Source organism: Microbacterium dextranolyticum (assembly GCF_016907295.1).
Lineage (GTDB): Bacteria > Actinomycetota > Actinomycetes > Actinomycetales > Microbacteriaceae > Microbacterium > Microbacterium dextranolyticum.
On sequence record NZ_JAFBBR010000001.1, the window covers coordinates 1,088,009 to 1,107,608 of the forward strand.

The 19,600-nt window shown below is 68.8% G+C and carries 20 protein-coding genes; 12 read left to right on the forward strand and 8 right to left on the reverse strand.

Translation table 11 applies throughout. The features are described from left to right. Window positions 1-87 precede the first annotated feature (87 nt). From JOE64_RS04865 to JOE64_RS04890, 7 genes are all read right to left on the reverse strand, one after another. Window positions 88-531 (reverse strand): single-stranded DNA-binding protein, encoded by a 444-nt coding sequence (locus JOE64_RS04865; RefSeq protein ID WP_204963209.1) that lies wholly within the window; start codon window positions 529-531, stop codon window positions 88-90. A gap of 42 nt (window positions 532-573) precedes the next feature. Further along, on the reverse strand, window positions 574-2,379 hold the full coding sequence (locus JOE64_RS04870) for a type IV secretory system conjugative DNA transfer family protein (protein ID WP_204963210.1): 1,806 nt from the start codon (window positions 2,377-2,379) through the stop codon (window positions 574-576). Further along, window positions 2,376-2,939, reverse strand: a complete 564-nt coding sequence (locus JOE64_RS04875; RefSeq protein WP_204963211.1) for a hypothetical protein — start codon at window positions 2,937-2,939, stop codon at window positions 2,376-2,378. The genes JOE64_RS04870 and JOE64_RS04875 overlap by 4 nt, the downstream gene beginning before the upstream one ends. A gap of 70 nt (window positions 2,940-3,009) precedes the next feature. Next, complete coding sequence (locus JOE64_RS04880) at window positions 3,010-4,011, reverse strand: DNA-processing protein DprA (protein WP_204963212.1); 1,002 nt, start codon at window positions 4,009-4,011, stop codon at window positions 3,010-3,012. Window positions 4,012-4,140: 129 nt separating this feature from the next. Further along, window positions 4,141-5,727, reverse strand: coding sequence for an LPXTG cell wall anchor domain-containing protein (locus JOE64_RS14480; protein ID WP_239531705.1), 1,587 nt, complete (start codon window positions 5,725-5,727; stop codon window positions 4,141-4,143). Then, window positions 5,706-6,569, reverse strand: a complete 864-nt coding sequence (locus tag JOE64_RS14485; protein ID WP_239531706.1) for a hypothetical protein — start codon at window positions 6,567-6,569, stop codon at window positions 5,706-5,708. The genes JOE64_RS14480 and JOE64_RS14485 overlap by 22 nt, the downstream gene beginning before the upstream one ends. 309 nt (window positions 6,570-6,878) lie before the next feature. Then, window positions 6,879-7,877 (reverse strand): hypothetical protein, encoded by a 999-nt coding sequence (locus tag JOE64_RS04890; RefSeq protein ID WP_204963213.1) that lies wholly within the window; start codon window positions 7,875-7,877, stop codon window positions 6,879-6,881. A 130-nt stretch (window positions 7,878-8,007) separates the two neighbouring features. Here JOE64_RS04890 and trxB point away from each other — a divergent pair, with 130 nt between their 5' ends. From trxB to JOE64_RS04915, 5 genes are read left to right on the forward strand one after another with little or no spacing between them, the layout of a single operon-like run. Beyond that, window positions 8,008-8,982 (forward strand): thioredoxin-disulfide reductase, encoded by a 975-nt coding sequence (gene trxB, locus JOE64_RS04895; RefSeq protein ID WP_204963214.1) that lies wholly within the window; start codon window positions 8,008-8,010, stop codon window positions 8,980-8,982. Further along, complete coding sequence (gene trxA, locus JOE64_RS04900; RefSeq protein ID WP_204963215.1) at window positions 8,979-9,305, forward strand: thioredoxin; 327 nt, start codon at window positions 8,979-8,981, stop codon at window positions 9,303-9,305. The genes trxB and trxA overlap by 4 nt, the downstream gene beginning before the upstream one ends. Continuing rightward, window positions 9,302-10,396: an ACR3 family arsenite efflux transporter gene (gene arsB / locus JOE64_RS04905; RefSeq protein ID WP_204963216.1), complete on the forward strand. Its 1,095-nt coding sequence runs from the start codon at window positions 9,302-9,304 to the stop codon at window positions 10,394-10,396. Before trxA ends, arsB begins: the two co-directional genes overlap by 4 nt. Next, window positions 10,393-11,403: a metalloregulator ArsR/SmtB family transcription factor gene (locus JOE64_RS04910; RefSeq protein ID WP_204963217.1), complete on the forward strand. Its 1,011-nt coding sequence runs from the start codon at window positions 10,393-10,395 to the stop codon at window positions 11,401-11,403. The genes arsB and JOE64_RS04910 overlap by 4 nt, the downstream gene beginning before the upstream one ends. A gap of 11 nt (window positions 11,404-11,414) precedes the next feature. Continuing rightward, entirely contained in the window at window positions 11,415-11,822 is a 408-nt protein-coding gene (locus JOE64_RS04915) for an arsenate reductase ArsC (RefSeq protein WP_204963218.1), read from the forward strand. 69 nt (window positions 11,823-11,891) lie between these two features. Here the strand turns inward: JOE64_RS04915 and JOE64_RS04920 are convergent, their stop codons facing one another. After that, window positions 11,892-13,214 (reverse strand): FAD-dependent oxidoreductase, encoded by a 1,323-nt coding sequence (locus tag JOE64_RS04920; protein WP_204963219.1) that lies wholly within the window; start codon window positions 13,212-13,214, stop codon window positions 11,892-11,894. An 86-nt stretch (window positions 13,215-13,300) separates the two neighbouring features. On the opposite strand from JOE64_RS04920, the gene JOE64_RS04925 reads away from it, so the two are divergent. The 7 genes from JOE64_RS04925 (at window position 13,301) to JOE64_RS04955 (ending at window position 19,562) form a co-directional block, all read left to right on the forward strand. Next, a complete protein-coding gene (locus tag JOE64_RS04925) occupies window positions 13,301-13,654 on the forward strand; it encodes an ArsR/SmtB family transcription factor (RefSeq protein ID WP_204963220.1) in 354 nt (117 codons plus the stop codon). Further along, window positions 13,654-14,178 carry a GNAT family N-acetyltransferase gene (locus JOE64_RS04930; RefSeq protein WP_204963221.1) on the forward strand — a complete coding sequence of 175 codons (525 nt, stop codon included), beginning with the start codon at window positions 13,654-13,656 and terminating at the stop codon, window positions 14,176-14,178. Before JOE64_RS04925 ends, JOE64_RS04930 begins: the two co-directional genes overlap by 1 nt. Before the next feature lie 285 nt (window positions 14,179-14,463). Beyond that, window positions 14,464-15,543, forward strand: coding sequence for a tyrosine-type recombinase/integrase (locus JOE64_RS04935; protein ID WP_271202573.1), 1,080 nt, complete (start codon window positions 14,464-14,466; stop codon window positions 15,541-15,543). A gap of 1 nt (window position 15,544) precedes the next feature. Continuing rightward, window positions 15,545-15,865 carry a helix-turn-helix domain-containing protein gene (locus tag JOE64_RS04940; protein ID WP_204963223.1) on the forward strand — a complete coding sequence of 107 codons (321 nt, stop codon included), beginning with the start codon at window positions 15,545-15,547 and terminating at the stop codon, window positions 15,863-15,865. Between the two features lie 59 nt (window positions 15,866-15,924). After that, a complete protein-coding gene (locus JOE64_RS04945) occupies window positions 15,925-17,631 on the forward strand; it encodes a site-specific integrase (RefSeq protein WP_204963224.1) in 1,707 nt (568 codons plus the stop codon). A 240-nt stretch (window positions 17,632-17,871) separates the two neighbouring features. Beyond that, window positions 17,872-19,083 (forward strand): glycosyltransferase, encoded by a 1,212-nt coding sequence (locus JOE64_RS04950; protein WP_204963225.1) that lies wholly within the window; start codon window positions 17,872-17,874, stop codon window positions 19,081-19,083. Beyond that, window positions 19,080-19,562 carry a hypothetical protein gene (locus JOE64_RS04955; protein ID WP_204963226.1) on the forward strand — a complete coding sequence of 161 codons (483 nt, stop codon included), beginning with the start codon at window positions 19,080-19,082 and terminating at the stop codon, window positions 19,560-19,562. Before JOE64_RS04950 ends, JOE64_RS04955 begins: the two co-directional genes overlap by 4 nt. The last annotated feature ends 38 nt before the right edge of the window (window positions 19,563-19,600 follow it).

Genomic DNA, 19,600 nt, shown 5'->3' on the forward strand with positions numbered 1-19,600 from the left:
ACAGGTCGTCTTCCTCGATCTCGGAATCGAACTCTGCCTCGGGCTCATCGCTGGGCGTCGGAGGCAACGGGATCTCACTCACGCTGGTCACCGCCCCAGCACTATCGCGGCCGGCGCACGAAATTCGACCGCCGCCGACGGGGACGATGCAGGCAGCGTAGGCGCGGCGTCGACGGGGCGAGGGCTTCGCGTTACCGTGTAGCGCGGATGCGAGGTATCGAAGAGAAGCTTGTCGGCGCGGAACTGGATCTGTTCGACGCTCTCTCCGCGACGCTCGAACGTCCGCGAGTGGAACTCGCCGAGCGCGACCACATCGTCGCCCTCGGTGAACAACTCGAAGGCGGTCTCGGCTCGGTCACCCAGGACGGTGAGTCCGACATAGGCGGTTCCCGTGAGCGTGAAGGTGCCGTCGTCCTGGCGCTGATACTGCTTCTGCCCGAGCTGGGTCACGAACAGCAGTAGCCCGTTCTGCAGCCGCTTCAACTGCGGGGTTCGGGCGAGATACCCAGCCGCTGAGGTCTTGGATCGCATGTCCAACGCACTTCTCCTACCTGCACCGCGCCGGTCGCGGCTCTACTCCGTAGGTGCGCCGCCGTCACCCACGGCCCCGCGGTAGTGCAGCTGCGCTTCGACTTCGGTACGGTCTGCGATGAGCTGCGCCCTGTCGGTGCGCTCGGTCCAGCGGCGGAGCCGAGTGACGATCGGTGGCGCCGCGCGGAGGAGCACGAGGCCGGTGCCGAACGGGAGGCGGCGGATCGTGTCGGGCGGCATGATCGGAACCCGTCGGATGGAGCGTTGTGCGGAGCGGGAGCCGTGGTCGCCGACGGTCGTGGAGTCGGTGATCTCGTCGCGTTCCCCGATGAGGGTGGAGAGGTCTTGGAGGTCGCGGCTGTTGGAGGCGCCGCCGAGGATGATCTTCACGATCGCGGCATCCCAAATCGCGTGCGCCGCGTTCTCGGACCACCGTTCGCGGGCTTGGGCGAGGGACTGCAGGACGGGCATGGTCGTGATCCCGGTGCCGCCGCCCTCGGCCATGAGCGTCGGCAACGACGGCAGCGGGGACAGGTTCGCGACCTCGTCGAGCGCGAGCAGTAACGGTGGGTCGAGCCGGGCCCCGGAGCTTCGGGCTGCGAGTCGGCGCGCAGCTTCCACCACGTCTTCGATGAGTGCCGCGACCAGGGGTGCGCTGTTGTTCGCCCCCGCAGCCGTCGCGAGGAGATACAGCGTGCCCCGCTGCTCCAGAAACGCTTGGGGGTCAAAGGTCTCGTCTGGGTCGGGTGTCACGGCGTCGAGCACGCGCGGGTCCGCGAGGGCAGCAAGTGCGAGAGAGACGCCCTGCCAGATCGAATCCCGGGTTCGCGGGTCGGCGTCGATCATCGCTTGCAGTGCTTCCGCCCAGCCGCCGGCCGCATCGGGGTGTGCGGCGAGGATCGACACGGCGTCACCGGCGGCGGCGGGGTCGAGTGTCCACCGGAACAGGTCGGCTGGCTGTCTATGGTCGAGGGCGGCGGCATGGAGGAGGCACTGGAGCGCGACCCGGGTCTTCGCTTCCCAGAAGTCGCCCCCTTCCACGCCGCCTTTCCCGAGCCCGGTCGCAGACGCGAGCCCGGACGCGCGGATCATTGCCGTCAACGGGTCCGCGCAGCCGCGAACGGGCGACCAGCGTAGCCCTGCAGGGATGCCATCGGCGAGATGCTGCGGATCGAACACCGCGACCGGCCCGACCTTCTGGCGGGCGCGGATCGTCGCGGTCACATTGTCGGGCCGGGTGCTGGTGGTGATGACCGCGCCGGGCGCGTCGAGGATCGTGTTGATGACGATGTGGACGCCTTTCCCGCTCCGAGGCGGCCCGATCAGCAGGATCGAGTCCTCGACCGATGCCCACACCTCGACCCCGCGGGAGGCCCCGATCCGATATCCGACATCCGCCGGCTCCGGGTGGTCGAGGGAGGGGCGCAGGTTCCCGGCCCGGGCGCGCAGTGCCCGCGGCGAGCCGGCGTGGGCGACTTCGGTGCGGGTCGCGATCCCGGCGATCCGGTACGGGTCCATCGCCTGCCGCCGCAAGTGAAGGCGGAACAGCACCCAGACCCGCCACGCAGCAGCCCCGGCGCCGAAGATCAGCACCCCGGCGATCAGCCAATACACGACCGGGTTGAGACCGGGAGCGCCGAGCACACTTGCGGGATCGCCCGGCCGCAACAGCACCCCGGCCCCGGCCCCAAGTCCAGCCACTGGTTGCGGAATCCCGGTGACGAACGCGGCGATGCTGCCCGCGGCGCGGAGGAGCACGGCGATCATTCCGAGGGCGGCGAGGAGGACGAGGGCGGCGTTGGTGAGTTCGTCGCCGAGCGTCCCGGTTGGACGGATCGGACTGCTCATGTGGGTTGGCCGATGCAGATGGTGCCGGAGATTCGGCCGAGCAGGACCACTTCTCGTGTTGGCGCGTGATCGAGGTAGCGGGCATCGATCAGCGTGCGCGAGATCCCGTCCGGTCCGGTCTCGGTGTGCGCAATCACAATCGCCACGGCCACGTCTTCACCAGGAACGAACCCCGACCCCGCGAACTCTGCCAGTCTCGGTCGCACCGGCTCGGGCTGGGGCTGTACGGTCTCGACGGTCTGGCTGACGTGCTGTTGCGCCGGCGCGGGGGCCGGCGCTGGTGCCGGAGCCGTACGTCGCGGTTTGGATGGGACGCGGTAGTCGGTGATGACCCTGCCGTCGGTCTCGACCACGTCGACGCGGAGCGTCTGCCCGGGCCGCTGATCGCTGATCGCATCCACGATGTGCGGGAAGGAGGCGCGCCGCCACGGTGGCGCGAACTCCACCGGAAGATACGGGGCGCCGTCGACGGTGACGTGCAGGGTGCCGTCATCTTGGACGGCCATTCGCACCATCACCACCACGGACGAATCAGTTTTCGCTCGGGCACGCTTCGACATACGGTTCTCCTTCGAGATCACAGAGGGGCGCCGCCCGCCGCGCGGTCACTGGCGGGCCGCAGGGGGTGGTTCAGAGGGCGGTGCGCCTCGCGGCCTTGCCGGCATCCGGGGCCGCGCGGCGGGCGACTTCCTGGATGGCGGGGCTGAGGAACGATGCCGGGGCGGGGTCGAGGAGTTCGGTGATGTCGCCGGCATGGGTGATGACCTCGGCGAGGCCTTCTCGCAGCAGCCGGTGACAGCCGGATGACGCGGCGGAGGTGATGGGGCCGGGGACGGCGCCGACGGGGCGTCCGAGCTCGGTCGCGCGGGCGGCAACCAACAGCGACCCGGACCGATACCCGGCCTCCGGGATGACGGTCGCGCCGCCGAGTGCAGCGAGGAGGCGGGCGCGGGCGATGAACCGCCACCGGGTGAGCACCGTCTCCGGCGGTGCCTCACTGATCTGGACTCCACCAGCATCGACAACGTCCTGGAACAGTTCCGCGTGCCCGGACGGGTACGGGCGATCCAGGCCGCCGACGGCGACGGCGATCGTGGATGCGGGGCGCGCACCGAGAGCCGCACGGTGCGCGGCCGCATCGATCCCATACGAGCCGCCCGCGACGACGATCCGCGGCTCCCGGGCGAGATCCGAGACGATTTCCCTGGTGACGTGCTCGCCGTATGCGGAGGAGGCGCGCGCCCCGGTGAACGTCACCCGCGACGCCAGCGACGAGGTGAGCAGCTCGGGATTCCCTTTCGCCCACAGCATCACCGGGGCCCGATCGCCGAGATCCGCGAACGAGACAGGCCACCCGAGACTGCCGGGCGTGAGGACGCGAAGCTGATGCTGGTCAGTGAGACGGGCCACCCGGTCGGCGAGACCATCAACCAGCCGGGCCGCGGTCGCCTCACGCCACTGAGTCCCCAGCACCGGGTCAATCTGTGAAGGCAACGGAATGCGCGGGTTCTGGAGCAGATCAAGCGTCTCGGCCAGGCCGATGATCCGGAGCAGTTGCCCGGTGACGGTATGCCCGGGTTCGGTGAGCGCGGCGATCTCCATCCGCGCCCGCACGTCGTAGCTGTCCAGCATGCTCTCTGCCCTCCCAGTGGTTGTTGCTCAGAGGTCAGGTGCGCCAGGCGGACATAAGACAACGGGCGGAACCATGCCGGCCCTCGGGGGAAGGGGCGGCGCGGTTCCGCCCGTCGTATGGGGGTGCGCTTACTCGTTCATCAGGTCATCGAGACCGGTCTCCTCCTCTCTGACGTCTCCGTTGCGCTCCCGGTAGAGCGCGAGCCTGCGCCCGAACCAGAGCGTGCCACCGGTCGCGAGCAGCGCAACTGCGATCCCACCCCAAACGAGGCTCATCCACCCGTCACTACCCGTCTCCGCCAGGGACGTCGGCGGCTTCGGCAGCGGCGGCCGCGTGCTCGGCGGCGTGGGTGGGGTGCCCGGAGGGCGCTCGGTCACAACCGTCGTCTCACCCGGCGCACCGCACTTCCCAGCGGCGAGCACCTTCCCGTCCTTGTCGTACAGGGTCTCGACCCAGTACACGTTCCCCGGCTTGTTCACGGTCGTCTCGCCGGAGCGGTAGTGGCCGGCCTGCGTGACCGGAACCTTCGCCGAGGTGAAGAACGGCACCTCGCACACCGGGGCATCGCCAGCGGGCTGGGGGCCGTAGGCGCGGAACACCAGGTAGGCGCCCTTCGGGATGTCCGTGCCCTGCACGAGCGCGGTGTCCGAGAACGGGTCGCCCACGAACGCGGACTCCTGCGCCTGCGTCACCACCGACACCGGCTGCTCCAGTCCGGGGACGAAGAACCGCTCCCAGATATCCGCCGGCGAGCTCACGAACGGCTGCACCCGATCATCGCCCTCGAACGAGGTGATTGTTGCGTAATAGCCGGGCTTCGCAGGCCGGATCGCATCCTCATCGGTGTAGCCGATGTCATAGATCCCGTTCTTCGCGGGCGTCGTGATCCGCGTCAGCACCGGAGCATCCTCGAGCGGCAGATCCTCGGTCAGTTCCGTGTCGGTGGCGAAGGGGCCGTAGACGGTGTGCGTCAGCTCCTTCGCGTCGGGGCCCCAGTAGCCGTCCCCGGTGAAGTCGGGATGGTTGTCGGGGTACCCGGTGACGGTGATGCGGTCGAACGCCCGCCCGCCCTCGTGCACGTTGTACTCGCGCACCTCCGACATGATCGTGACCGGCCACCGCACGGAGTGGGTTTCGACGTTGATGCCGTAGGTGTCGCGCCAGTCGGTGGCGAGGAACGGGCGCACCCATTCCGGCTGCGACGCCTTCTTCACCTCCCACACCCACGTCACGAACCCCGCATCCGGCAACGTCACCGCCGGCGACGTATACGTGCCGGGGCCTTCAGCGACGACCTGCACCGACCCCACCGGCACCGCGCCAGCGGGGACCTCCGAACCCTGGACGGGAGGAAGCGTGTCGGGCACTTGATAGGCGATGCCCTCGAACACGACCGGGATCGGAGCCCCGTTCTGCTTCAGCCACGCCCCGTTCGTCGACGACACCGTGATCGTATCCGTGACGGCATCGCCGGGCTTCACGAGCCTGCCGTTCGCCTTCGATACCGCCTCCGGCTGGAACGGCGCCACGCTGGTTTCCGCGACCCTGCCGAAACGGTCGGTGAACGAATCGGTGAGGTACCTCGCGTTCTCGCCCTGCTTCTGCTTGTCGATGCTCCACACCCACGTGTAGAACCCCGACGACGGGGCCACGAGTGTCCCCAGCGACACATAGGTCCTGGAATGCGTGAGCGTCAGCGACTCCGTGCCGAGCACGGGCGCGCCGGACGGGGCGCGTTCGCTTCGGCGGGTTGCGCGTCGAACGGCCCGTACAAGATGCCCTCAGCGAGCACCGGCACCGGGCTCCCGTTCACCTTGATCCACGAATGCTTCGTCACCGTCACCGCGAGCTGGTCGACGAACGGGGCGCCGGCCTGCACGAACTTCGACGACACCTGCGTTTCGATGACCGGCTGGAAGTCCAACGGGATCACCGGCGACTCAGCCTGCGCCAACAACGGCTTGAACGAAGCCGCGGCGAGGATGCGCTGCGAACCGGGCGTGTAGAACAGGTCCACACCGGCACCCAGCCCGGTCGAGGATGCGGTGAACGTGGCACGCACTCGGTAGTCGGGTGCTCCCTCTGCCGGGGTGCCGAGGATCTGATGCGTGCACGCACCCAGCGTCGCCGACGTGGAACCGTCCGTGAACGTCGCATTCGACAAGCTCACCGTGCCGGACAGGGACGCCGGGTCCGGGGCGATCGTGAGGGTCCCGTGGTACTGGTCGGTCATCGCGATCGACAGTGAGACTGCGGGGTCTTTGACCGCGCTGGATGCGCCGGCATCGTGCATCGCTGCCAGGTGCGACAGAACCGTGGCCTGATCACCAGCGGGGACGCGGGTGATCAGCCCACCATCACCGCCCTTGCTCAGGTACACGTCGTGGTCGGCGACGTCCCAGACGAACATCGCGACCGCGGAGGTGATGTTCGGATCACGGGATTCGCCCCACCGGCCCATCACGTAGTTGAGCTGTGCGAGCTGCGCACGGGAGAGCGCGTCGAGCGTGGTCTTCAGCTCGGGCGGCTCCGTCGTCCCCCCACGGGCCGACCGCATCGAGATCCATGCAGTACGTCTGCCGACCGTGCGAGGAGAACGCACCGATGAACAGATTCTCATCTCCGTACCCGGTGCCGAGCGTCGCAGCCTGCGCCGGCGACGGGAAGAACACCCCGCCGAACAGTAGAAGCAGCGCCGTGAGGAACACCGCGATCCGTGCCGCGGCACGGGCAGGCGGTGGAGGTGAGGTATCTGGTGGAACGCGAGAGGTGCTGGACATGCGCAGGGCCTTCCTGACGAGATCGGAGACCATCGCCGGGACGGCGACGGCCACCAGTCAGGTGCGCTCGCTGCGACTCTGAGGCGCTAGACGGTTCGCCAGCCTTGGGCGTCGAGAGCGGCCAAGACCCGCCCAGGGTCTGTTACGAGCCGCACAAGTCCGAGTACTCGTGCCGGGAAACCGCTGGGATCAGAAGCGAAGGTTTCTTCATCGATCTCCAGACCGAACCGGTCTCGTAAGTTCACCGGCAACTCTGCTCCAGCCTCCTTCACCAGTTGACGTCCTTCGGTCGCCAACGCTGGTATCGTCCGAGGCCGAAATCGTTGGAGCGTGGAGGTCATGGGCTCGGGCGGTCGCGCGCTCGCACAGTGTAGGCGTGCCGTTGCATCGGTAATCCAAGGGTCGCTTGTGTCGATGGGGAGCGGTATCGGGATGCTTTGTACAGCATCGATCGCGTCGACGTCGAGGGCGAGGGAGATTCGGGAGGCGTCCTCGTGGACATTCACGTAGCGGAGCACGTTCACGCCCGGGGCGCAAACTTCGGTGAGGTATGCGTTGCCAACGAAATCGGTAGGCTCAGGGTGCACGCCCGGCTCGATCATGCAGTCCTGGCGGAGCCGCACTCGGTGGAGAAAGAACTGATCTGCTGGCCCGCCTTCGTCGTCGATGCGGCGGAACATGTTCTCGATCGCGGCCTCGTAGGTACCGACGTGCACGGCTTTCGACTTCTGGCGTGCGGCCCATCGTTCAACGGCGCCGGGGCGCGCACTCATCGATTCCATGCGCTGCCTGGTCTCTTCCGTCAGATCAGCGGCTGGGTCGAAGTCGCGGTCAGGCCATATCGGGTGCGTCGATGAGTGATACCAGGCCAGGTCGCGAGTTGCGGCCTCGTCGTGTGCCTGATCATCCGGAGCGGCGGTGAAATCGGGACGGTCTTCGCCTCGGCAGTCCGTGCCGCATGCCGGGCAGCCCTCCTTGCCTTGGTCGAAGCGGTCCAGCCAGTCGGCAGTCGCATCCCATTCGTGAGGGCAGGCGCCACACCTCATTCGCCTCGGGCGAGCGAAGTCAACTGGTCGTTCGGACACGGCGCCAGCATCTCACGAGCTACCGACATGTCCAGCTGACCGCACCCGGCAAAGTGAACCTTCAGCAAACACCGGCCTGAAAGCACCGGGTCAGCTTGCAGCATGATTCGATGTTCGTCAATATAGATACATGTCGAATCAAGAGGTTGAGTTGGTCATCGTCGGGTCCGGTCCCGCGGGGTACACCGCGGCTGTCTACGCTGCCCGTGCGGGTCTTGCTCCGATCGTGATCGCGGGCTCGGTCACCGCGGGTGGTGCGTTGATGACGACGACCGAGGTGGAGAACTTCCCGGGCTTCGTCGATGGCGTGCAGGGGCCGGAGTTGATGGAGTCGATGCGGGCTCAGGCTGAGCGGTTCGGCGCTCGGATCGTTTACGACGACGCGATCCGCCTCGATCTCCACGGCGACGTGAAGACCATCGAGACCCCCGCCGAGGTGACGTATCGGGCGCGGGCGGTGATCCTGACGATGGGTTCCGCGTACCGCAAGCTCGGCCTCACCGAGGAAGAGCGCCTGTCGGGGCACGGAGTGTCCTGGTGCGCGACCTGCGACGGGTTCTTCTTCCGGGATCAGGAGATCATCGTGGTCGGCGGCGGGGACTCCGCGATGGAGGAGGCCCTCTTCCTCACCCGGTTCGCGTCGAAGGTGACCGTGGTGCACCGCAGGGACGAGTTCCGGGCGTCGAGGATTATGGCACAGCGCGTGCTGGACGATCCGAAGATCGAGGTGGCCTGGAACAGCGAGGTCGCTGCGATCCTCGGCGACGAGCAGGTCACCGGGCTCACGCTGCGCGACAGGATTACCGGGGCCGAGCGGAGGCTCGACGCGACGGGGGTGTTCGTCGCGATCGGGCACGACCCGCGCTCCGAGCTCGTGACCGGGCAGGTCGACACCGACGCGGACGGGTACGTGCGGGTCGCGCACCCGTCAACAAAGACGAACCTGGCCGGGGTGTTCGCGGCCGGGGATCTCGTTGATCACACGTACCGGCAGGCGATCACCGCCGCGGGCACCGGTTGCGCGGCCGCGCAGGACGCCCAGCACTACCTGTCGAACCTCGCACCCGCCACCGTTTCCGAGCCTGTTCTGGAGGTCTCCGCATGAGCACCGTCACCCCTGTCACTGACGCCACCTTCCAGGCGGAGGTGCTCGAGTCCGAGCTGCCCGTCGTGGTCGACATCTGGGCGACCTGGTGCGGCCCGTGCAGGGCGATCGCCCCGATCCTGGACCAGCTCGCCAGTGAGTACGCGGGCCGGGTGAAGATCGTGAAGGTCGACGCCGACCAGAACCCCGAGACCATCACCGCGGCCGGCGTGACCTCGATCCCGACCCTCGGCTTCTACCGGAACGGGGAACGTGTAGACGTGCTGATCGGCGCGCACCCGAAGCCCGTCTACACGGCAAAGATCGAGGAGCTGCTCGCATGACCGACACCCTGACCCGCACCGCCCCGAAGCGGCTCTCCACGCTCGACAAGTGGCTGCCCCTCTGGATCGGCCTCGCCATGGTCGCGGGCCTCCTCCTCGGCCGTTTCGTGCCCGCGCTCTCGGACGCACTGTCTGCGTTGGAGGTCGGCGGGATCTCGATCCCGATCGGCCTGGGTTTGTTGGTGATGATGTATCCGGTGCTCGCGAAGGTCCGCTACGACAAGGTCGCCGCCGTCACCGGTGATAAGAAGCTCCTCGTCTCCTCGCTAGTGCTGAACTGGCTCGTGGGGCCCGCGGTCATGTTCGCGCTCGCGTGGATCTTCCTGCCGGATCTACCGGAGTACCGGACCGGGCTGATCATCGTGGGTCTCGCCCGCTGCATCGCGATGGTCGTGATCTGGAACGATCTCGCCTGCGGCGACCGCGAGGCGACCGCGGTGCTGGTCGCGATCAACTCGGTATTCCAGGTGGTCGCTTTCTCCCTACTGGGCTGGTTCTACCTCACCGTGCTGCCCGGCTGGCTCGGACTGGATGCGCAGGGGCTGGAGATCTCGGTCGCGCAGATCGCGCTCAACGTGCTCGTGTTCCTCGGCATCCCGCTCATCGCGGGCTTCGCGTCCCGCTTCATCGGCGAGAAGCGCAAGGGGCGCGACTGGTACGAGGAGAAGATCCTCCCGAAGATCGGACCGTGGGCGCTCTACGGGCTGCTCTTCACGATCCTGCTGCTGTTCGCACTGCAGGGCAAGCAGGTCACCTCCCACCCGATGGACGTCGCCCGCATCGCGCTGCCGCTGCTCGTCTACTTCGCGCTGATGTGGTTCGCCGGCATCCTGCTCGGCAAGGCTCTCGGCCTGGGCTATGCCCGGTCGACGACGCTCGCGTTCACCGCCGCGGGAAACAACTTCGAGCTCGCCATCGCGGTCGCGATCGGCACCTTCGGCGCCGCCTCCGGGCAAGCCCTCGCCGGAGTCGTCGGCCCCCTCATCGAAGTACCCGTGCTCGTGGGCCTCGTCTACGTCTCGCTCTGGGCTGCACGAGCCTGGTTCCGCACCGACCCCTACGCCACCGCGACTGAATCGAGGATGTCATGACCGACACCACCGTCATCTCCGACGCCGACGCGTGCGCACCGTCCACGGCGCACGCCATCGGGACCGAGGCCGCGACCACCGTGGCCGGAGCATTGAAGGCGCTCGCTGACCCGCTGCGGCTGCGGATGCTGTCCGCGATCGCGACCGACCCGCGGGGCGAGTCCTGCGTGTGCGATCTCGCCGAACTCGCTAACGTGTCCCAGCCGACCGTCTCGCACCATCTGAGGGTGTTGAAGGAGACCGGGATGCTGTTGTCCGAGCGACGCGGCACCTGGGTGTACTACCGCATCGCCCCGGGCAAGCAGCGCGCCGTCGCGGCCCTCCTCGACGCGTTCGCTCCCGCCGCTGCCGCAGCGGACGAGCCCGAAGACACCGCAGCACGGGCCGAGGTCTTGCAGCAGATGGACGCCCGGGTGACCCGTCTCGCCGAGGAGCTCGCGGACGAGCTGACCGGGCTGAACCGGGATCTCGTGATCGCGATCGTGCGCGAGTCCTACGCCGGCCTGGTGCGATCGGCGAAGCTGACGGCGCACATGATTCCGCTGACCGAGCGGTTCGCCCGGCAGCGCCTGGCCGATCTGACCCGTGATCGGTCGGCCGGGGTGCCGCAGGTGCTGTTCGTATGCGTGCAGAACGCGGGCCGCTCCCAGCTCGCCGCCGCGGTCGTCAACCAGCTCGCCGACGGCCGCGTCGTCGCCCGCTCCGCAGGATCCACCCCTGCGTCGGACGTGCACCCGCACGTGCGTTCTCTGCTCACCGAGATCGAGGGCGAGCAGGAGGCCGAGACGGCATTCCCGAAGCCCCTCACCGACGATGCCGTGCGCGCGGCCGACGTGGTGATCACGATGGGCTGCGGGGACGTGTGCCCGATCATCCCTGGCGTCCGCTACGAAGACTGGGCCGTCGGCGACCCGGCCCTCGCTTCCCCTGAAGGGGTCGACGCGATCCGCCACGATATCGAGGGCCGCGTCCGCGGCCTCCTCGCCACCCTCACCAGCAAGGCTTGAAGGAGCCCGTCATGACCGAAACTCAGAAGCCGTCCGTCCTGTTCGTCTGCGTCCACAACGCCGGCCGCTCCCAGATGGCCGCCGGCTATCTCCGCGAGCTCGCGGGCGACCGCGTCGAGGTCCGCTCCGCCGGGTCCATGCCCGCGGACCAGATCAACCCGGTCGCCGTCGAGGCCATGCGTGAAGAGGGCATCGACATCACCGCCGAGCAGCCCAAGGTGCTCACCACCGAGGCCGTCCAAGACTCCGACGTCGTGATCACCATGGGCTGCGGGGACGCCTGCCCGTTCTTCCCGGGCAAGCGATACGAGGACTGGAAGCTCGACGACCCCGCCGGGCAGGGCATCGAATCGGTCCGTCCGATCCGAGACGAGATCAAGGGCCGCATTGAAACGCTGTTGACGGAACTGCTGGGCTGAGCAGCACCGCACGCGCGAAGGGGCAGGAACCGCCTGGTTCCTGCCCCTTCTTCGTGTGTTGTTCGCGACTCAGCGAGCGGCGGGGGCCATTCCAAGCTGGATGAGCTGCGGTGCAGGGGCGCAGCAGGACTCGGCCGCGGACTGCTCGTCGGGCGCATCGAAGAGCCCCGAGCCGCCGCACACGCCGGTGTCCGGCAGAACAAGGTCCACGCGCTCGGCCGCCTCGCGGTCCCCGGCGATCGCGGCGACGACGCTGCGCACCTGCTCGAAGCCGGTTAGAGCGAGGAATGTCGGCGCACGGCCGTAGGACTTCGCTCCCACGATGAAGAACCCCGGCTCAGGCTGCTCAAGATCCGCCGCACCGGTGGCCCGGACGGAGCCGCAGGAGTGCAGGTTTGGGTTGACCTCCGCAGCGATCCTCGACGGGGCTTGCAGGCGCACGTCGAGATCGAGCCGGATCTCGGACAGGAATGACAGGTCGGGGCGGAACCCGGTGGCGACAAAGACCCGAGCGGCCGGCTCCAGCCGGCGTCCGTCCTCCGCAATGAGTACCGCTCGCCCGTCCTCGTGGGCGACTTGCTCGGTGCGGAACCCGGTCACGAGGCCCACGAGCCCGTCCTCGACAGCCTTCTTGGCCCGCTGACCCAGCGCGCCGCGCTCGGGCAGCTCGTCCGCGCTGCCGCCACCGAAGGTGTTACCGACCGCGCCGCGGCGCAGCACCCACGTGATCCGCGTCCCCGGCTCGCGCTTCGCCACCCTGGACAGGATCCCGATCGTCGTCGCCGCCGAATGCCCGTTGCCGACCACCACGACGTGCTGACCCGCAAGCGCGCTCGCCTCCTCGATCGCGGGCATACGGTAATCCAAGAGACCCGCCTCAACTGCCGCACGCTCACCGAGCGCGGAGAGCCCGTCAGCCCCGGCGGGGCTGGGCGTTCGCCATGTGCCCGAGGCGTCAATCACGGCGCGCGCTTCGATCCGCTCCTCGCTACCGTCCGCACGCTCGACGTGCACGACGAAGGGCTGCTCGGCGCGCCCTGCATCGACCGAGAGATCGCGACCCTTGCGCCCCACGCCGACCACCCGCGCCCCATAACGGATGCGATCACCGAGCGTCTCCGCGAGCGGCGCGAGGTACTGCTCGATCCACTGCGCCCCGGTCGGATACCCCTGGATCGGTGCCACCCAGCCGGTTGGCTCAAGCAAGCGACACGACGCCGCATCGGTGAGCTCCGTCCACGGCGAGAACAGCCGCACATGCCCCCACTCGGCCACCCCCGAGGCTGGCCCAGTGCCGGCTTCCAGGACCAGCGGGTTCAGGCCACGCTCCAGCAGGTGCGCAGCCGCTGCGAGTCCCTGCGGGCCCGCACCGACGACGACGACGGAATCCATACCAACCTCCACACATCGACGTTCTTCGATATGTCAAGCCTGCCCAACGCATCGACATCTGTCAATACGTGAGGCAGAATGGAGGCATGACAGTTGTCCCCGTGACGATCGACGCGACACCCGCGGGAGTATCGTGCTGCGACCCTGCGGGTGATGCGATGGTTGATGACGCGACCGCGCAGCAGCTCGCGAAGGTGTTCAAAGCGCTCGGCGACCCGAACCGGATCAAGCTGTTCTCGCTTATCACCGCGAGTGCGAGCGGGGAGATGTGCGTGTGCGATCTCACCGAACCCGTCGGGCTGTCGCAGCCGACCGTGTCGCACCATATGAAGCTCCTCGTCGAGGCTGGGCTCGTCACCCGTGAGCAGCGCGGCAAATGGGCGTACTACCAGCCCACGACCGGCACCCTCGCCGACGCAGCCCGAGCATTCACGGCCTGATGGAGTCGCTCCGCTTCCGGCCGATGGTCGAGGCTGACTGGCCCGAGGTCGAGAACATCTACCGGGCCGGAATCGCCACCGGACACGCCACCTTCGAAACCGCTCCACCCGAAACCTGGGCCGCATTCGCCACCGGCAAACGCCCGAATCTCAGCCTCGTCGCTGTTAGCTCCGAAGAGCAGGTTCTCGGGTGGGCCGCGGCCTCACCCGTCTCGGCGCGGGCCGTGTACGCGGGCGTCGTCGAGCACTCGATCTACATCCACTCGGATGCTGCAGGGCACGGAGTCGGCTCGGCTCTCCTGACCGCGTTCCTCGACCTCACGGACCAGGCCGGGGTCTGGACGGTCCAATCGTCGATCTTCCCCGAGAACACCGCGAGCCTGCGCCTCCATGAACGGGCCGGGTTCCGCGTCGTCGGCAGGCGAGAACGCATCGCCCGCATGGAGGCCGGCCCATATGCCGGACGCTGGCGCGACACCCTCCTCGTGGAACGCCGCACCGCAACAGACTCCGCAGAAAAGTGAGGTGGGGGTGCATCTTCCGTGATCATGCACCCGCACCCGCACTCCAGCGACCTGTCGACCCGCATCTTCACGCTGAATCGCCTTCAGAAATCCTGAACTTACGGGGAACTGTCTCTACTGCTACGGGTTCGTCACGCGTTCTCATGCCGTGTAGGTACGCCGCGCCCGCCCGCTTGATGGGTTCCCGGTGCTGTCGGGATCGAGTGACGGTGCTTCGGGATTTCCGAAGGTTTTGCTGTAATCTCGAAGAGTGACCGGGATTCCTGAAGTGGCATGCTCATGGCGGTGAGTCAGTTGCGGATCGTGTCGGGGTCGCAGGTCGCCGTGCTGGCCTCGCCGCAGGCGCTGGAGGACTTCGAGCAGGAGCTGATCGACCAGTACGCGCTCGCCCTGGCGGCGGCGGGTGTCTCGGACGGCTTCGTCACGAGTTCGCGGTCGGTGGTGTTCGAGTTCGCCCGGTCGCTGACGGGTCCTATCTGGACGGCTGGCTACGCGGACGGCGACAGGTTCCTCGCCGAGCAGCGCCGCCTGGGCCGGGCGCAGACGACCCGGGCGGGGAAGGCCGGCGCGATCGCGCAGTTCTACGACTTCCTCATCTCCCGCTACCTCGGCGACATCCGGGCCACGACTGGGGTGGTTGTCGAGCAGCCGATCGACGAGTGGAACCGCCCGTCGGGGGTGTCGCTCGGCAAGGTGCGGGTGCCGCCGTCGGATGCCGAGGTGGCCGGGTTCTTCGACGGGTGGCGGGAGTCGGTGGCGGACTCGCGGAAGTATCTGCCCGCGGCCCGCGACTACTTCGCCGCGTCGCTCTGGCGGAGGCTTGGGCTGCGGATCAGCGAATCGGTGATGCTCGACATCCGCGACTGGCGGCCGGACCTCGGGCAGATCGGAAAGCTGCACGTCCGGTTCGGGAAGGGCTCGCGCGGCCGCGGCTACAAGCCCCGGCTGATCCCGGCGATCAACGGCGCTGCCGAGCTGATCGACTGGTGGCTGGCCGAGGTGCGCCCGCAGTTCGGATCAGACTGGAGCGACCCGGACGCGCCGCTGCTGCCGAGCGAGCGCCTGGATCGAGAGCGGGACCGGCCGTTGCGGGTCGGCCCGAACGCGCTGCGCCGGGCGCTGGCCGAGCAGACGACGCTCTGGCTGCCGTCGTGGGCGGGTCGGATGACTCCGCACGTCCTGCGGCACTACTGCGCGTCGTCGCTCTACGGCGCGGGGATGGACCTAAAGGCGTTGCAGGAGTTGCTGGGCCACAACTGGCTCTCGACCACGAGCCAGTACATCCACGTCCGCAGCGAGCACATCGAGAACGCCTGGCAGCAGGCCAACGCTCGCATCGAACGACGCCTGGGAGGAGAAGGCTGACATGCTCTGGAACCTGCGGTTGAAGGCCGCCGAACGCGGCATCTGGAAGTCCGCCGAGCTGCGGCGGATGCTCGCCGACGCCGGGCTGGAACTGAGCCTGGGCAAGATGTCGGCTCTGTGGACGGGCACGCCGACCACGGTCCGGCTGGACGACCTCGACGTGATCTGCGTCGTGCTGTCCTGCCAGCCCAGCGACCTGCTCGTGCCGGAGCCCGACAAGGTTGCGGCCCGCAAGCCCGCCCGAGAGATGACAGCCGGCGCCGACACTCCGCCGATTGTACGGCCGCGGCCCGGGAACCCGCGCTCGACGCCGCCGCTGTGAGCACCAAGCCGGGGATCACGTCACGATTCCGGCCTCCGAAGTCCTGCTTCGCCTGCGGGGTGAACCGCGCGGCCTGGCGCTGGCCGAGCGTCGACTACTGCTACGGCTGCCTGCCCGGCGGACCGTTCACGCCGCCGCCTTGTGAGCGGTGCGGCTCGAGCTCCTACTTCAGCCAAGGGCTCTGCGAACGCTGCCATCCCGGCAGCCCCGACTATCTCGGCACCTGCAAGGACTGCCTCGCCTGGGGCGTCTATCGTCGCCACAACTGGCTCTGCTGGACCTGCCGCTGGTGGCGCCAGCACAACCCGGTCGGCGACTGCTCCTACTGCGGCCGCCACGTCACGATCGGAGTGCAGGGAGCCTGCCGGCTCTGCCTCGAATCCGCCCGCCGCGTCACCGAGCCCGGCACGGCTCCCGACCCGGCAGACGGCATCCGATACGGACTGCAGCTGTTCTTCGCCAACATGCCCGCGCCCCGCAAGCCGAAGCCACCGAAGCGCCCGACCCGCGCGTCCCGAATCGTCCTCGACGCCGCAGCGGTCGAGGCCTCGCAGTGGGAACAGCCCGAGCTGTTCCACCTCGACCCCGACCCGGAGCTGCTGCGCCGGGCCACCACCGCCGGGGCGCGGGACTGGGCCGACCTGACCGACGGGATCGTGTTCGAGCACGCCGAACGTTTCGGCTGGTCGACCCGGCAGACCAATCAGGTCCGCCGCTCGCTGAAGATGATCCAGTTGATCCGGCCGGTCGGCTCCACGTCGATCCGCGCCAGCGAGGTCCTGCGGCTGCGTCGCTACGACAACAACACGAACCGCGTATCCACCCTTGACGTCCTTGCCGCCGCAGGCCTGCTGGTGGATGACCGAGTGCCGGCCATCGAACGCTACTTCGCCGCTAAGACCGCCAGGCTCCCGCCGGCGGTCGCCGAGCAGATCGCCGTCTGGTTTGACGTCATGCGGCACGGCTCCGCGACCCCGCCGCGCCGCAAGCCTCGCGATGACGAGACGACCCGCACCTTGATCCTCGGGATCGCGCCGATCCTGCACGCCTGGGCCGACGCGGGCATCGAGTCTCTCGCGCAGGTCACCCCGCGCATGGTCGACGACGCTCTCCCGGTCGCCCCCTCCCAGCGGCACTGGGCCGACCGGGGCCTGCGCTCGGTCTTCCTGGTCCTCAAGGCCCGTAAGCTCGTCTTCGCCGACCCGATGCGGAGGCTGCCCGCCGTCGGCACGCGCTCCTCGATCCCGCTGCCGCTGGACCCGGCCGCAGTTCGCGCAGCACTGGACCATCCCGACCCGGCCACCGCGCTCGGCGTCGCACTCGTCGCTTTCCATGGTCTCACCAATGGGCAGACCCGTAGTCTCCAGCTCACCGACATCGCCGACGGCCGCCTCACCCTGCCCGACGGGCGCGTGATCCCGCTGGCTGGCCCCGTGCGGGTCCGGCTCGCCGCCTGGCTCGACCACCGCGCGGAGAAGTGGCCGCGCACTCTCAACACGCACCTGTTCGTCACCCAGTTCACGGCGCCCCGGCTCGGCGCGCCCGGCGCAACCTTCCCCTGGAGCAAGGCCGGCATCAACCCCAGATCGCTGCGCACTGACCGCATCCTCGCCGAGATCCACGCCACCGGCGGCGACGTCCGCCGCATCTGCGACCTGTTCGGCATCGGCATCGAGGCCGCGATGCGATACGCGGCAACACTTGGCCAACCGACCTTCCGTGAGGAGACACCGCCTGGTCGCTCTCTCCTTTCGGACCAGCCGTGAACACGGCCCCGCTTCTGCAGCGCTGTTGGCGTAGGCTTGCGCACGGCGCGTCGGGAAGTCTGGTCGACATCGACGCCGGCCTGTTTGGTCGGCGGTGCGACCAGAGGAGAACCATGACTTGTCAGGATCCTGCCGAGGCGCGGCGCGTCCGATCTTCTTCCGGGGCGTGGGCGGAGACCCCGGTAGCTCGGCGCTTCGTGGAGAAGCAGCGTGGCTGAGGCATCGGTCGAGGGTGGGCCGATGCGCGTTCTCTTGGCGACGGCTGGCAGCCGTGGTGATGTGGAGCCCTTCTTCTCGCTGGCGGTGGTGCTCCGTGAGGCGGGGCACGTCGTTCGGGTCGCGGCTCCCGACGATCCGGATGCCGGGGGCGGCGTGGATGCGGTGAGTCTGGGGGTGAGCTTCGCCGACCTCGCTCAGGCCGTTGCTGCTGCCGGTGGGGTGCGGGCGTTCCGTGAGCACATCCGGCCGGCGATGAGCACGATCCTGGGGCGCGTGGTGGAGGAGGCTGTGCGGTGGCAGCCGGATGTGATCGTCGCGCATCCCAAGCTCCTGACCGTGCCCGTCGTTGCCGCGCATCTGGGAGTCCCGTATCTCACGGTAGAGCTGACTCCGGTGCTGACGCCGACGAGTGAGTTCCCGGCCGCCGGTGTGCTGAATCGCTCCTTCGGCCCTGTGATCAACCGGCTCAGCTATCGGGCTGCAGCTGTGGGCGCGCGCATGTTCGCCGCGGATATCCGTGCGGCGAAGGAACGTCTCGGCGTCCCGGGCTCGCAACAACTCCCGTCCCCGGCGGGGTCGCTGGTCGCGGTGAGCCCGACGCTGCTGCCGCGCCCCGCGGACTGGCCGTCCACCGCCCACCTCACGGGCGACTGGCCGCGGCCACCGGACCGCGAGAGCACGCTGGATGAGACGGTGCGGGATTTCCTCGCCGACGATGCTCCGTTCCTGTATGCGGGGTTCGGGTCGATGCGTGGCGGCGACGCGGCGACCCGGGCCGAGGCGATCGTCGACGGCGCCCGCCGGGCGGGCCTGCGGGCGCTGCTGTCGACGGGGTGGGGTGGTCTGGAACCTCCGCACCGGTGTCTCGGGGGCGACGTGCTAGTCGTCTCGTCGGTGCCGCACACCGTGGTGTTCCCTCGCGCGGCGGTCGCGATCCATCACGGCGGAGCCGGCACCGTCCATGCCGCCGCCCGCGCGGGCACCCCGTCGGTCCTGGTCCCGTTCCTCGCGGACCAGCCGTTCTGGGCGCGGCTGCTTCGCCGGACCGGGCTGACCGGTGCGCCGCTGCACCGTGACCGTCTCACCGCGACCGGCGTTCAGGCGGCGGTCGCGGACGCGGCCGATCGGCGTGCCGCCGTTGAGCGGGTTGCCGAGCGGATGCGTGCCGAGAACGGCGCGGCAACCGCAGCCGCCGTCATCGTCAAGGTCGCCGTGGGCGCGAGCGCGTCATGACCGGTGCGGTCCTGTTCCTGGGCGACCTGCTCGTGCCGCAGCCGACCCGCAAGCCCGCGCAGCCGGAGCCGGCGCGAACGATCCTGTGGACGAGCGATCTCCGCGACACGACCGGCGGACGCGCAACTCGGCTGGCGTTGAAGGCCGCAGCTCACGCGGCGTTCGAGGTCTGCCGCACTCGTCCCGGTATCCGCCATCTGGTGCTGGCGTATCGTGCGGACTCGGCGGTGATCCCGGCGCTGCATCGGCGGGCGCCAGCGGTCGCGATCCGCCTGCACGCGGAGATCGAACAGCAAGCCGGCCGTGATGTTGATGTCGTCCTCCTCGACATCTCCGATCTCGACGACCCGGGACTCCTGCACGAACGGCTGGAGGAGCTGTCCCGGCAGCCGGCCGGGCTCGCCGGGGCGGCCGCGCTCGACTGGCGGGAGATTCGGGAGGAGAGCATCCGCCACGCCGCGAACAGCGACTACATCTGAGCGGCCACATCCCCGGCCGCACAGGTGGCGCGCGGTAG

Bases quoted from the DNA above. Each gene is read 5' to 3' on its own strand.
- JOE64_RS04925 (WP_204963220.1), top strand. From the start codon at position 13,301: ATGACAGTTGTCCCCGTGACGATCGACGCGACACCCGCGGGAGTATCG.
- arsB (WP_204963216.1), top strand. From the start codon at position 9,302: ATGACCGACACCCTGACCCGCACCGCCCCGAAGCGGCTCTCCACGCTC.
- JOE64_RS04875 (WP_204963211.1), bottom strand. From the start codon at position 2,939: ATGTCGAAGCGTGCCCGAGCGAAAACTGATTCGTCCGTGGTGGTGATG.
- JOE64_RS04940 (WP_204963223.1), top strand. From the start codon at position 15,545: ATGCTCTGGAACCTGCGGTTGAAGGCCGCCGAACGCGGCATCTGGAAG.
- JOE64_RS04930 (WP_204963221.1), top strand. From the start codon at position 13,654: ATGGAGTCGCTCCGCTTCCGGCCGATGGTCGAGGCTGACTGGCCCGAG.
- JOE64_RS14485 (WP_239531706.1), bottom strand. From the start codon at position 6,569: ATGCGGTCGGCCCGTGGGGGGACGACGGAGCCGCCCGAGCTGAAGACC.
- JOE64_RS04920 (WP_204963219.1), bottom strand. From the start codon at position 13,214: ATGGATTCCGTCGTCGTCGTCGGTGCGGGCCCGCAGGGACTCGCAGCG.
- JOE64_RS04915 (WP_204963218.1), top strand. From the start codon at position 11,415: ATGACCGAAACTCAGAAGCCGTCCGTCCTGTTCGTCTGCGTCCACAAC.
- JOE64_RS04880 (WP_204963212.1), bottom strand. From the start codon at position 4,011: ATGCTGGACAGCTACGACGTGCGGGCGCGGATGGAGATCGCCGCGCTC.
- trxB (WP_204963214.1), top strand. From the start codon at position 8,008: ATGTCGAATCAAGAGGTTGAGTTGGTCATCGTCGGGTCCGGTCCCGCG.
- JOE64_RS04870 (WP_204963210.1), bottom strand. From the start codon at position 2,379: ATGAGCAGTCCGATCCGTCCAACCGGGACGCTCGGCGACGAACTCACC.
- JOE64_RS04950 (WP_204963225.1), top strand. From the start codon at position 17,872: ATGCGCGTTCTCTTGGCGACGGCTGGCAGCCGTGGTGATGTGGAGCCC.
- JOE64_RS04955 (WP_204963226.1), top strand. From the start codon at position 19,080: ATGACCGGTGCGGTCCTGTTCCTGGGCGACCTGCTCGTGCCGCAGCCG.
- JOE64_RS04865 (WP_204963209.1), bottom strand. From the start codon at position 531: ATGCGATCCAAGACCTCAGCGGCTGGGTATCTCGCCCGAACCCCGCAG.
- trxA (WP_204963215.1), top strand. From the start codon at position 8,979: ATGAGCACCGTCACCCCTGTCACTGACGCCACCTTCCAGGCGGAGGTG.
- JOE64_RS04910 (WP_204963217.1), top strand. From the start codon at position 10,393: ATGACCGACACCACCGTCATCTCCGACGCCGACGCGTGCGCACCGTCC.